Origin of the sequence: Kitasatospora sp. NPDC048540, assembly GCF_040651175.1 — a bacterium.
Classification (GTDB): Bacteria; Actinomycetota; Actinomycetes; order Streptomycetales; family Streptomycetaceae; genus Kitasatospora.
In genome coordinates this window covers 1-12283 of the sequence record NZ_JBEZIR010000090.1, presented here as the reverse complement: position 1 = coordinate 12283, position 12283 = coordinate 1, and the positions used below count along the sequence as shown (strand labels likewise).

Below are 12283 nucleotides of genomic sequence, written 5' to 3'. Positions count from 1 at the left end.
AAAGTGTTGACGGCCCGGGGTGGCGGATCTAGCTTTTGCGGGTGGCACCACTCTTCAGGAGGTCCACCCGTGACCAACCATCCCCACCCGTCGCCCGCGGCGCTCGAGAAGCTGTCGGCGGCCCCGGCCGCCGAGCTGCGGGAGACCCTGCTGGAGATCTGCTCCAGCCCCGGCTGGGCCGCCTCCGTGGCGGCCTCGCGGCCCTGGTCCGACCGGGACGCCCTGCTCGCCGCCAACGCGGCGGCGATGGCGGCGCTCACGGCCGGCGACCTGGCCGACGCGATGGCCGGCCACGCCCGGATCGGCAGCCCCAAGGCGGGCGACGCCACCTCCGAGCGCGAGCAGGCCGGCATCAAGGGAGTGGACACCGCTCTCCTCGATGAACTGCACGAGGCCAACGCCGCCTACGAGGCGAAGTTCGGCCATGTGTTCCTGATCTGCGCGACCGGCCGCACCGCGGCCACCATGCTCGCCGCGCTGCGCGAGCGCTTCCCGAACGACGCCGCCACCGAGGCCCGGACCGTCCGCGGCGAGCTCCGCAAGATCAACGACATTCGCATCAACCGCCTGCTCGACGAGGGCTGAACCCGTCGACGGTGAGTCAACCCCTGCCATCAGTAAGGTCATTCAACCCATGACTGGCATCTCCACGCATGTGCTCGACACCAGTCTCGGCCGCCCGGCCGAGGGTGTCCCGGTCGAGCTCGCACTGCACACCGAGGGTGGCTGGAAGGTGCTCGGCACCTCCGCCACGGACTCCGACGGCCGGGCCAAGGACCTGCCGGCCGTGGAGGCGGGCTCGGTCGTCCGGCTCCTGTTCGACACCGCCGCGTACTACGCGGCCACCGCCGACCAGGCGCCGTTCTTCCCCGAGGTCTCGATCGTCTTCACGGTCGCGCCCGCGCAGCACCACTACCACGTGCCACTGCTGCTCAACCCGTTCGGATACTCGGTCTACCGCGGAAGCTAGACCGCTTCAGAGCTTAGGAGCCAGCCATGGCCCACGTACTCGGACAGAACCAGTACGGCAAGGCGGAGAACCGCATCGTCCGGATCTACCGTGACTCCACCCGTCACGAGATCAAGGACCTGAACGTCTCGGTGTCCCTCCAGGGTGAGTTCGAGGACGTCCACCTCACCGGCTCGAACGCCAACTGCCTGCCCACCGACACCACCAAGAACACCGTGTACGCCTTCGCCAAGGAGTACGGGATCGAGTCGGCCGAGGCCTTCGGCATCATCCTGGCCCGCCACTTCGTCGACGACACGGAGCGGGGCGTGGTCCACAGCGCCAGGATCCGGATCGAGGAGTACGTCTGGGACCGGATCAAGACCCCGGACAGCTCGGCCCGCTTCATCGGCTCCGAGGAGGTGGGCCACTCCTTCGTCCGCAACGGCGGCGAGGTCCGCACCTGCGAGGTCGTCTACGACGGCGAGCGCGTCCAGGTGATCTCCGGCCTCAAGGACCTGACCGTCATGAACTCCACCAACTCGGAGTTCTGGGGCTACATCAAGGACAAGTACACCACCCTCCAGGAGGCGTACGACCGCATCCTGGCCACCCAGGTCACCGCCCGCTGGAAGTACTCCTACAGCGGCCGCGAGGGCGAGGCCCAGCCGAACTGGAACCGCTCCTACACCCACGTGCGGCGGCACATGCTCGAGGCCTTCGCCGAGACCTACTCCTACTCGCTGCAGCAGACCCTGCACGCGATGGGCACCCGGGTGCTGAACAACCGCGCCGAGGTGGACGAGGTCCGCCTCGAGCTGCCCAACAAGCACCACTTCCTGGTCGACCTGTCGCCCTTCGGTCTCAAGAACGAGAACGAGGTCTACTACGCCGCCGACCGGATGTACGGCCTGATCGAGGGCACCGTCCACCGCGAGGGCGTCGTCCCCGTGATCCCGGTGGCCTGAGGCCGCGACCCCATGACCGCCGTCCGTCGCCGCACCCTCCGACCCCCGCGACCCGCGCTGGCCGGACGGTCGTGGACGGCCAGCACCACCCGCACCACCCGCAGATCCGCTTTCTCCACCCCCACCATCCGGAGACCGTGCCCGCCTCACGGCGGCCGCCCCGGGGAGTTGGAGGAGCCGGCCGGGGGACCCTTGCACCGCCGTCCCGCCCCCGGTCAAGGCGAAGTCGGCCGATCTTCTCCAGCGCCACGGGCGCGCCAGGAGCCACGGGCACAAGAGGGGCTCGACATGGCACTGCGCAACACCCCCACCGCTGACGGCGGTTCCACCTCTGACAGACCTTCGGGGCCGGACGGGACGACCGGCCTCCCGGACGACCCGTCCGCCCCGAAGGGCGTCCACCCCGTGGACGAGCTGCTGCCCCCGGTGAAGCTCCTGAGCACCGGACTGCAGCATGTCGCCGCGATGTACGCGGGCGTCGTGGCGCCCCCGCTCATCGTCGGCGCCGGCGTGGGCCTGTCCCCCGCCGAGCTCGCCCTGCTGATCTCGGCCAGCCTGTTCACCGCGGGCCTGGCCACCCTGCTCCAGACCCTGGGCATCTGGCGGATCGGCGCCCGGCTGCCGTTCGTCAACGGCGTCTCGTTCGCCGGCGTCGGCCCGATGCTCGCCATCGCCAAGGGCTCGATCGACAGGACCGGGGGCCCGAAGGACGCCCTCCCGGTGATCTTCGGCGCCGTCATCGTCGCGGGGCTCCTGTGCTTCCTCGCGGCACCGTACTTCTGCAAGCTGATCAGGTTCTTCCCGCCGGTCGTCCAGGGCACCGTGATCACCCTCATCGGTGTCTCGCTCCTTCCGGTGGCGGTCAACTGGGCCCGCGGCGGCGCCCCCGGCGCACCCGGGTTCGGATCGATGCGGGCGATCGGCCTCGCCGCCCTCACCCTCACGGCGGTGGTGCTCTGCCACAAGCTGCTGCGCGGCTTCTGGCAGCAGCTCTCGCTGCTGGTCGGGCTGGCGCTCGGGACGGCGCTGGCCTTCCCGCTGGGCCTGGCCGACTTCGGACCGGTCGGGGACGCGAAGGTGTTCGCGCTCCCGTCCCCGTTCCACTTCGGGGCGCCGCAGTTCGACGCCGCGGCGATCGTCTCGCTCTGCATCGTCATGGTGGTCTCGATGACCGAGTCCACCGCCGACATGCTGGCGCTCGGCCGGATCGTCGACCGGCCGGCCGACGAGAGGACCCTCGCCGCCGGCCTGCGGGCGGACGGCCTGGCCACCGCGGTCAGCCCGGTCCTCAACGGCTTCGCGGCCAGCGCCTTCGCCCAGAACATCGGGCTGGTGGCGCTGACCAACATCCGCAGCCGCTTCGTGGTCGCGGCCGGCGGCGGGATCCTGATCCTGCTGGGCCTGTTCCCGGTCCTCGGGTCGCTGGTCTCGCTGGTGCCGCAGCCCGTCCTCGGCGGCGCCGGGATCGTGCTCTTCGGCACGGTCGCCGCCAGCGGCATCCGCACCCTCGCCGAGGCGGGGATGGAGTCCGGCGCCAACACCATCCTGGTCTCGGTCTCGCTCGGGGTCGGCATCGTCCCGATCGCCGCCCCCACCTTCTACGACGCCTTCCCGGAGGCCGTCCGCACCCTGATGCACTCCGGCATATCGGCCGGCTGCGTGATGGCCGTCCTGCTCAACCTGCTCTTCCACCACGTCGGCTCCGCCCGACGCTCCCCGACCACCGAGCCGCCCGGCGCGGCGGTGTCACCGGCGACACCGTCCTGACCGGTGGGGGGCGTGCACCGCTCACCCGCACGCCCCCCTTCCCTCGCCCCCATAGGAGTCACACCATGGCAGTCCAGCCGCCGCCCGCCGACCAGCGGATCGTGATCGAGAACGTCGCCATCGCCACCGTCGACGCCAACGACACCGAGTACGCCCGCGGACACGTCGTCATCCTCGGCAACAAGATCGAGTCGGTCGGCGACGGCCCCGCCCCGCAGTGGCTGGACAACGTGGTGCGCCGGATCAACGGCGAGGGCCACCTGATCACCCCGGGCCTGGTCAACACCCACCACCACTTCTACCAGTGGATCACCCGCGGCCTGGCGCAGGACAACATCCTCTTCGACTGGCTGGTCGCGCTCTACCCGACCTGGGCCCGGATCGACGACAAGCTGGTGCACGCCGCCACCCAGGGCTCGGCCGCCGCACTGCTCAAGTCCGGCTGCACCACCGCCTCCGACCACCACTACGTCTTCCCGCAGGGCGGCGGCGACATCCTCGGCGCCTCCATCGAGGCCGTCCAGGAGCTCGGCCTGCGCTTCACCGCGCTGCGCGGCTCGATGGACCGCAGCAAGAAGGACGGCGGCCTGCCGCCGGACCACGCGGTCGAGCGGACCGAGGACATCCTGATCGCCTCCGAGGCCGCCGTCGACACCTGGCACGACCCGTCCTTCGGCTCGATGCTGCACGTCGCCATCGCGCCCTGCTCGCCGTTCTCGGTCTCCACCGAACTGCTCAAGCAGAGTGCCGAACTGGCCCGCCGCAAGGGCGTCCGGCTGCACACCCACGGCTCCGAGACCGCCGAGGAGGAGGAGTTCTGCAAGCAGCTCTTCGGCATGGGCCCGACCGACTACTTCGAGTCCACCGGCTGGCTCGGCGAGGACGTCTGGATGGCCCACTGCGTCCACATGAACGACTCCGACATCGCCAAGTTCGCCGAGACCGGCACCGGTGTCGCGCACTGCCCCTCCTCCAACGCCCGCCTGGCGGCCGGCATCGCCCGCGTCCCCGACATGCTGAAGGCCGGCGTCCCGGTCGGCCTCGGCGTCGACGGCACCGCCTCCAACGAGTCCGGTGAGCTCGGCACCGAGCTGCGCAACGCGCTGCTGATCAACCGTCTGCACGGCTCCCCGACCGCGCTGACCGGCCGTCAGGCCCTGCGCCTGGGCACCATGGGCGGCGCCCGGGTGCTCGGCCGGCAGAACGAGATCGGCTCCATCGAGGCCGGCAAGCTGGCCGACCTCGCGCTCTGGAAGGTCGACGGGATCATGCACTCCTCGATCGCCGACCCGGTCGCCGCCCTCACCTTCGGCGCCCTGCCGCCGCTGACCGCGCTGTTCGTCAACGGCAACGCCGTGGTCGAGAAGGGCACCCTGACCACCGTCAACGAGGACCGGATCGCGCTGGCCTGCGCCAACGCGGCCAAGGAGCTCGCCTCCCGCGAGGTCTGATCCCCCACCGGCTCCGGTGGCCCCGCCCGGGACGGCGGGACCACCGGACCCGCCCCAGGGCGGGATGCGGCCCCGGACCCACGGCGAGGGTCCGGGGCCGCGGCATGCCCGGGGGCGGCCCCGGACGCTCCGGCGGCAGCCCGGGGCCGCCCGCCGGAACCGCCCCGTGATCCGCTAACGTCCTCCCCGTGTCACAGCGGGGACCCGGGACGAACCGGGCAGGAACGGGGTAACGGCATGCACGACATCCACGTACGGCCCGAAGGGCTGCACACCGCCTCCGAGGCGATCCGGACCAGCTCGGGCCAGTTGGGCGGACGCAGCGGCCACTGGCTGGACGCCAGCCTGACGGCCGCCGCCGCCCACCCCGACTGGTGGTCGGGCCCGGCGCTGCGCGAGTGCGCGGACGCCTGGCAGACCCACATGACCTCGGTGGTCCAGCAGTTGCACACCTACGCCGACCAGCTGCGGGACTCCGCGCACTCGTACCAGAGCGCCGAGCAGGAGGCCGTACGGCGGCTGGACCAGGCCTCGCGCGACCTGAACGCGGGGGTCTGAGCATGGTCGAGTTCGCCGCACTGAGGAAGGCCGACCCCGGGCAGCTGCGCACCGCCGCGGACGGCTGGGTCGAGCTGTCCAAGGAGGCCTGGCAGGCCGTCAACGACATCCACGCCAACGGCATCGGCCCGCTCAAGGAGGACTGGCAGGACCGGGTCGGCCAGGCCGCCGGCAAGAAGCTGGACGAGCAGGCGCGCATTCTGGAGTCCGGCGCCGACATCATGCGCGGCGTCGCCATGGTGGTGGACGGCTGGGCCTCCTCCACCGAGTACGCGCAGCGGGCGCTGACCCACGCGGTCGAGCTGGCCGAGGCGTACCAGCTGGAGGTGGACGACAACGGCGGGGTCTCCACCACCGGCGAGGTGACCGGCGACAAGCTGACCCACATGAACGAGGTCGCCGAGCTGATCACCGAGGCGCTCCGGGAGGCCACCCAGGCCGACGCGCTCGCCTCCGCGGAGCTGCGCAAGCTGGCCGGCGCCACCTGCGAGACCGACCCCGGGAAGGCGCTCGACGTGCTCCAGGGCGAGGCCTCCGACACCCAGCTCAACATGCTCGCCGGCGACATCCCCGACGGCAAGGACCCCGCGCTGGTCGCCCGCTGGTGGGACTCGCTCACCCCCGAGGAGCGCAAGCAGCTGGAGCTCGCCGAGCCGGTGAAGCTGGCCAACCTGAACGGCCTGCCGGACAGCGTCAAGGAGGACCTGCGGGGCGGCCCGGACCGCAAGTGGGACCGGGTCAAGATGGTCGAGTGGGTGCTGGCGCACTGGGACGACAAGTCCGGCGACTTCGACGACGAGAACAACTGCACCAACTTCGCCTCCGAGGCGCTGTTCCAGTCGGGCGTCCACATGAAGGGCGACTGGACCGTGGAGGGCGACGCCTGGAACCGGGGCGACGACCCGGGCTGGCTCGGCCTCGGCATCGTCGGCCAGCAGCACAGCCACGCCTGGGGCGGCGCGCAGAACCTGCACGACTTCATGGTCTCCAACGGCGGGAAGGAGGTGCCGCCGTCCGAGGTGAAGCCGGGCGACCTGGTCTTCCTGGAGGACGACAACGACCTCAACCCGGACCTGAAGCCGGGCAACATCCACCACACCGCGATCGTCACCGCCGTCACCCCGGACGGCGACATCCGGTACAGCCAGCACAACGACTCGCGCAAGAACGTGAGCATGGACGGCCGTTCCGACCACGAGGCCGCCTCCGAGGGCCGACAGAAGATCAAGTACGTCCGTGTCGAACCGAACTGGTACTGAGATGGCCCACCCGACCACCCTCCCCGCGGCCGGCCGGCGGACCGCCCCGCTCCCCTGGCTCGGCGCGGCCGTGGCCCTCGTGGTGCTCGGCTGGCTCTCCGCCCGCTACGGCCACACCGCCTACCTGGACGCCGTCCCGCGCCGGCTGAACCACTGCCTGAAGGCCGGGGCCGTCCCGGCCGCGGCGTGGGCCGGCGTCGTCGCCGGACCGGTGCTCGCCCTGGCGGGCCTGGTGCTGTCCGCCCGGCAGCTGCGGGCGGGCGGCGGCTGGACCGCGGCGGCGGGCCTGCTCGCGGCGGTGGCCGCGCTGGTCCTGCTGGTCGACCTGTGGGGGCTGGTGGACGTGGTCCGCGGCCTCGACCACCCGGCCCGCACCTGCAGCGGCTGACCGGCATGGCGGCCGACCGCAGGACGTTCCGGATCTCCGACGGACAGCGGATCCCGGGCGCCTGGCGGCCGGTGTTCGTCCACGTCGCCGGTGTGCACCACCTCACCGAACTGACGGTGTACGCGGACGGCCTGGTGGACTGCCACGGCCTGCTCACCGTGGACGAGCTGGCCGAGCGCCTCGGCTACGGCTGGATCGGGGCCAGCCTGGCGGACGGTGCCCGGGCCATCGCGCCGGGCCTGGCGTCCTGGCGGTTCGCCGCCGCGCACACCTCGCTGACCGCCGCCGGGCTGCTGGCGGAGGTCCGGGCGGAGATCGAGCGGCTGAACGCCGAGCCGCCGGGGCCGCAGGCGGAACCGTTCGAGCGTGCGGTGGTGGTCGACCGGTTCTCGCTGCCGGAGTTGCACAACGACCACCCGGCGCCGCTCACCCTGGACGGCGTCCGGTACCCGTCCGCGGCCGCGGCCCTCTCGGCGGTGGACGGTCCGGAGGGCGGCCCGGCCCGGCCCGCCGTGATGGCCCGGGTGCTGCGCGCCAAGTTCGCCCAGCGGTCGGAGGCGGCCGCCGTGCTGCTGGCAACCGGGGACGCCGTGATCCGGTACGTGGACGAGGAGTCGTCGTACTGGGGCGGCGAGGGCCCGGCGGCCCGGAAATGGGCGGGCCGGCTGCTCGAGCTGGTCCGGGCGGAGCTGGCCGAGGGCGTCGCCGGCCGGTGACCGCCGGCCCGTCAGGCCGTGCGGCCCAGGGTGGCGAGGTAGGCGCGCCAGCCGCCGAAGGCGGTGATCTCCTGGTGCACGCCGCGCTCGAGTTCGCCGCGGGCCAGCACCATGGACAGGCAGGCGGAGCCGTCGGCGAGTTCGATCACGCCGAGTTCGAGGGTGCGGGGTTCGCCGGGAAGGATCACGTCGCGCAGGTGTTCCAGCGGGACCTCGTAGAGTTCGCCCTCGATCGCGGTGTCGACGGACGGGTCGGCAAGCAGCCCGGGGCAGACGTCGTCGAGGGAGAAGAACCGGTAGCCGGGCGCGGTGCGGACCGGGCCGATCAGCATCTCGGCGACCGAGGGGTGGAACGGACCGCCGACCATGGCCTGGCCGTTGAAGAAGACGCGGGGCATCGGGGTGGGACCTCCGGGGTGCGGACGGCGCGGCCCGGCCGGGGCGGGTGGTGCGGGGTGCCCCCGGCCGGGCCGCGTCACGGCGCTGTACACAGCGGCGCAGACGGTGCGGGCAGTGCTACAGCCTGGCAGGCGGCGGCCGGCTCGCGGATGGATAGATTGGGCTCGTTCAGCCGAGCAGGGGCAGCGCGGGCAGGGTGAGGAAGTCGACGAACTCCTCGGCCAGCGCGACCTGTTCGAAGAGCCTGGCGGCCTCGCTCCAGCGCCCACCGGCGTAGACCTGGTCGCCCAGTTCGGCGCGCAGCGCGGTCAGCTCCTCGGCCACCAGCCGGCGGACCAGGTCGGCGGTGGCCTTCTCGCCGGTGTCGGCGAGGATGACGCCGTTGTTGATCCACTGCCAGATCTGCGAGCGGGAGATCTCGGCGGTGGCGGCGTCCTCCATCATGTTGAAGATGCCGACGGCGCCCAGGCCCCGCAGCCAGGCCTCGATGTAGCGCAGCCCGACCTGGACGGCGTTGTGCAGTCCGGCCTCGGTGCACTGTCCGCCGGCGCCGGCGATGTCGAGCAGTTGGGCGGCGGTGACGGGCTCGGACGGGCCCGGGTCGTCCTTCTGGTTCGGGCGCTCGCCGAGGACGGCGTCGAAGGAGGCGCGGGCGACCGGGACGAGGTCCGGGTGGGCGACCCAGGAGCCGTCGAAGCCGTTGCCGGCCTCGCGGTCCTTGTCGGCCTTGACCTTCTCCAGGGCGGCCGCGTTGACCTCGGGGTCCTTGCGGGAGGGGATGAAGGCGGCCATGCCGCCGATCGCGTGCGCGCCGCGCCGGTGGCAGGTCTGCACCAGCAGGCGGGTGTAGGCGGCCATGAACGGGGAGGCCATGGTGACGCTGTTGCGGTCGGGCAGGATGTAGTGCTCGCCGGCGTCGCGGAAGTTCTTGACGATGGAGAACAGGTAGTCCCAGCGGCCGGCGTTCAGCCCGGCGGCGTGCTCGCGCAGTTCGAAGAGGATCTCCTCCATCTCGAACGCGGCGGTGATGGTCTCGATCAGCACGGTGGCGCGGATGGTGCCGTGCGGGATGGCGAGGGCGGCCTGCGCGTGGGTGAAGACGTCATTCCAGAGCCGGGCCTCGAGGTGGCTCTCGGTCTTCGGCAGGTAGAAGTACGGGCCGGAGTTCGGGTCCTGCTCGCCCTTGGCGAGCAGCCGGGCGGCGTTGTGGAAGAAGTACAGGCCGAAGTCGAGGAAGGCGCCGGCCACCGGGGTGCCGTCGACCAGCAGGTGGTTCTCGTCGAGGTGCCAGCCGCGGGGGCGGACCACGACGGTGGCCAGCTCGGCGGCGGGCTTCAGGGTGTAGGCCTTGCCCGCCTCGGAGGTGAAGTCGATCCGGCCCTCGAAGGCGTCGATCAGGTTGATCTGGCCGGAGACCACGTTCTCCCAGGTGGGGGCGGTGGCGTCCTCGAAGTCGGCGAGCCAGACCTTGGCGCCGGAGTTGAGGGCGTTGATCACCATCTTGCGGTCGGTCGGCCCGGTGATCTCCACCCGGCGGTCCTGGAGCGCGCGGGGGGCGGGGGCCACCTGCCAGTCCCCGGCCCGGACCTCGGCGGTCCCGGGCAGGAAATCCAGCGTCCCGGCCGCGGCGATCTCGGCACGGCGGGTCTTTCGTCGGGTCAGGAGCTCCTGCCGGCGACCTTCGAAGGCACGGTGGAGGCCGACGACGAAGGCGACCGCCTCCGGGGTGAGCACCTCCTCGGCGCGGGGAACGCGCGGACCGGCGACAGTGACGACCGGGGCGGCGGGGGAAACGCCGTCAGGTCCCTGATCTGCACCCATGGGCAGGACACTCCTTGGACGGTTGTGAAAGCTTGGGGAGCTCCGGTGGGAACTTCCCAGATCCGAACCCACCTACCGGCGGGTTTCGTTCTGTAGGGTGGAGACTAGTTTCCGCGATACAGAATTTCAACGGTTTGTTGAGCTAGATCGCTGGGACTCTACTCCTCCCGCGACAGTGAAGGGAACGCCGGTGGCCAGCACCCCCGCCGAAGCACCGACAGGCACCGAGCGAGCCTCCGGTGGCGTGCAGTCCGTCGAGCGCGCCTTCCAGCTGCTGGAAGCGCTCGCCGATTCGGGTGGCATCGCCACCCTGAGCGAGCTGTCCACCACCTCCGGTCTGCCGATGCCCACCATCCACCGGTTGATCCGTACCCTCGTCCAGCAGGGGTATGTCCGCCAGGACACCGCCCGCCGCTACACCCTCGGCCCCCGGCTGATCCGGCTCGGCGAGACCTCCGGCCGGCTGCTCGGCAGCTGGGCCCGCCCGTACCTGGCCGAGCTGATGGAGGCCACCGGCGAGACCGCGAACCTGGCGGTACTGGAGGGCGGCGAGGTGGTCTACGTCGGCCAGGTGCAGTCCCGCCGCTCGATGCGGATGTTCACCGAGGTCGGCCGCCGGGTGCAGCCGCACTGCACCGGCGTCGGCAAGGCACTGCTCGCCCAGCTGCCCGAGGAGGAGACCCGCGCCCTGCTCGGCCCGCAGCCGCTGCAGTCGCACACGCCGTACACCGTCACGGACCCCCAGGAGCTGATCGCCCAGCTCGCGCACGCCCGCGAGGCCGGCTACGTGGTCGACGACCAGGAGCAGGAGATCGGCGTGCGCTGCATCGCCGTCGCGGTACCCGGCGCGCCGACCCCGACCGCCCTGTCGGTCTCCGGGCCGGAGGCGCGGATCAGGGCGCTGGAGGCGGCGGCCGGCAGTGCCGCACTGGTACCGGTGATGCGTCAGATCGCCCTGCGGCTCGGGCAGGTGCTCGCCCCCTGACGGCCCGTCCGAGGGCCGCCGGGGGCCCCGGCCGGGCTCAGCCGGGCCGGACCGCGGTGGCCGTGAGCACGTAGACCGTCAGGTCGGGCTCGGTGCCGGCCTCGCGGAACAGCCTGGGCGCGGCGGCCATCTTCGGGTCCGCCCGCACCGCCTCCAACGCGGCCAGGTCCCGCCACAGGCTCTGCACCCGCCAGTGCCGGTCCGGCCCGCGCAGCAGTTCCGTCCGCAGCAGCCCGTCGGGCAGCTCGGCGGTGATCAGGGTGCGGTACGACGCCACGAACCCGGCCTCCCGGTCCTCGGCGATCCGGCCGCTCACCTCGCTCAGCACCTGCTCGGACACCCGTGCCTCCTCCGCTCTCGTTCCGCCATCGGTCGCTACTGTGAGTATCGGCCAGAGTACGGACGGCGGAGGGGTACGACATGTCCGAGAGCGTGGGCCCGCGGGCGGCGGGCAGGTCGGCCGCGGTGCTGCTGGCCCTGTGCGGAGCCCTGGGGGCCGTCCCGGCCGCCCCGGTGGCGGCCGGCGCGGACCTGCTGGTGGTCCGGCTGGACCCGGACCCGGCCCCGCCCGGCGGCAGCACCACCCTGCACGGCTTCGTCGCCAACGGCGGCCCCGACCGCACCGCCTCGGCGTTCACCGTCCTGGCCGAGCTGCCGGCCGGCTTCGCCTTCGAAGGCCCGTACTTCCCGGACTCCTGCACCACCGGGCCCGGCGCGCACCTGCTGCGCTGCACCTTCCCGGCGGGGCTGCCCGCCGGCCGTAGCGCGACCGTGCTGGCGCCGGTCCGGGTGGCACGCGAAGTGCCCCCCGGCACACGGGCCGAGGGGCACCTCCTGGTGATCGGCACCGACGACCGCGACGCTGCGGACGACGGCACCCCGTTCACGCTGAGCGTGTCACCGTGACGGTCAGCGGTAGACCCGCACGTAGTCCGCGGCGAACGTGATCGGCGCGGTGCCGGTGGGCGCCGGGTGGTACTGGCCGGCGCTCAGCGACAGGTTGAGGATCAGGTACGCGGACC

The 12283-nt window shown here is 72.2% G+C and carries 14 protein-coding genes; 11 read left to right on the top strand and 3 right to left on the bottom strand.

The window, feature by feature from the left end; translation table 11 throughout:
* Positions 1-69 precede the first annotated feature (69 nt).
* From uraD to AB0D08_RS28445, 9 genes are all read left to right on the top strand, one after another.
* Complete coding sequence (gene uraD, locus AB0D08_RS28485) at positions 70-585, top strand: 2-oxo-4-hydroxy-4-carboxy-5-ureidoimidazoline decarboxylase (RefSeq protein WP_359892858.1); 516 nt, start codon at positions 70-72, stop codon at positions 583-585.
* Positions 586-634: 49 nt separating this feature from the next.
* Complete coding sequence (uraH, locus tag AB0D08_RS28480) at positions 635-970, top strand: hydroxyisourate hydrolase (RefSeq protein ID WP_033823308.1); 336 nt, start codon at positions 635-637, stop codon at positions 968-970.
* Between the two features lie 26 nt (positions 971-996).
* Complete coding sequence (gene pucL, locus AB0D08_RS28475; protein WP_033823307.1) at positions 997-1917, top strand: factor-independent urate hydroxylase; 921 nt, start codon at positions 997-999, stop codon at positions 1915-1917.
* Positions 1918-2205: 288 nt separating this feature from the next.
* Entirely contained in the window at positions 2206-3684 is a 1479-nt protein-coding gene (locus AB0D08_RS28470; RefSeq protein ID WP_359892856.1) for a nucleobase:cation symporter-2 family protein, read from the top strand.
* 65 nt (positions 3685-3749) lie between these two features.
* On the top strand, positions 3750-5135 hold the full coding sequence (locus tag AB0D08_RS28465; RefSeq protein ID WP_359892854.1) for an 8-oxoguanine deaminase: 1386 nt from the start codon (positions 3750-3752) through the stop codon (positions 5133-5135).
* Positions 5136-5372: 237 nt separating this feature from the next.
* Positions 5373-5693, top strand: a complete 321-nt coding sequence (locus tag AB0D08_RS28460; protein ID WP_033823305.1) for a type VII secretion target — start codon at positions 5373-5375, stop codon at positions 5691-5693.
* 2 nt (positions 5694-5695) lie between these two features.
* Complete coding sequence (locus AB0D08_RS28455) at positions 5696-6952, top strand: amidase domain-containing protein (protein WP_033823304.1); 1257 nt, start codon at positions 5696-5698, stop codon at positions 6950-6952.
* A gap of 1 nt (position 6953) precedes the next feature.
* Positions 6954-7340 carry a hypothetical protein gene (locus tag AB0D08_RS28450; RefSeq protein WP_033823303.1) on the top strand — a complete coding sequence of 129 codons (387 nt, stop codon included), beginning with the start codon at positions 6954-6956 and terminating at the stop codon, positions 7338-7340.
* Positions 7341-7345: 5 nt separating this feature from the next.
* Entirely contained in the window at positions 7346-8056 is a 711-nt protein-coding gene (locus AB0D08_RS28445) for an NADAR family protein (RefSeq protein WP_359892849.1), read from the top strand.
* Positions 8057-8067: 11 nt separating this feature from the next.
* Here the strand turns inward: AB0D08_RS28445 and AB0D08_RS28440 are convergent, their stop codons facing one another.
* The gene (locus AB0D08_RS28440) at positions 8068-8454 is read right to left on the bottom strand and encodes a hypothetical protein (protein ID WP_033823301.1); all 387 of its coding nucleotides are present in this window, start codon (positions 8452-8454) and stop codon (positions 8068-8070) included.
* Between the two features lie 169 nt (positions 8455-8623).
* The gene (aceB, locus tag AB0D08_RS28435) at positions 8624-10276 is read right to left on the bottom strand and encodes a malate synthase A (protein WP_033823300.1); all 1653 of its coding nucleotides are present in this window, start codon (positions 10274-10276) and stop codon (positions 8624-8626) included.
* A gap of 190 nt (positions 10277-10466) precedes the next feature.
* Between aceB and AB0D08_RS28430 the strand changes: the two genes are divergently transcribed.
* Complete coding sequence (locus tag AB0D08_RS28430) at positions 10467-11261, top strand: IclR family transcriptional regulator (protein WP_158515580.1); 795 nt, start codon at positions 10467-10469, stop codon at positions 11259-11261.
* 37 nt (positions 11262-11298) lie between these two features.
* Here AB0D08_RS28430 and AB0D08_RS28425 read toward each other — a convergent pair whose 3' ends face one another.
* Positions 11299-11601: an antibiotic biosynthesis monooxygenase gene (locus tag AB0D08_RS28425; RefSeq protein WP_033823298.1), complete on the bottom strand. Its 303-nt coding sequence runs from the start codon at positions 11599-11601 to the stop codon at positions 11299-11301.
* Positions 11602-11681: 80 nt separating this feature from the next.
* Between AB0D08_RS28425 and AB0D08_RS28420 the strand changes: the two genes are divergently transcribed.
* Positions 11682-12167 carry a hypothetical protein gene (locus tag AB0D08_RS28420; RefSeq protein WP_033823297.1) on the top strand — a complete coding sequence of 162 codons (486 nt, stop codon included), beginning with the start codon at positions 11682-11684 and terminating at the stop codon, positions 12165-12167.
* The last annotated feature ends 116 nt before the right edge of the window (positions 12168-12283 follow it).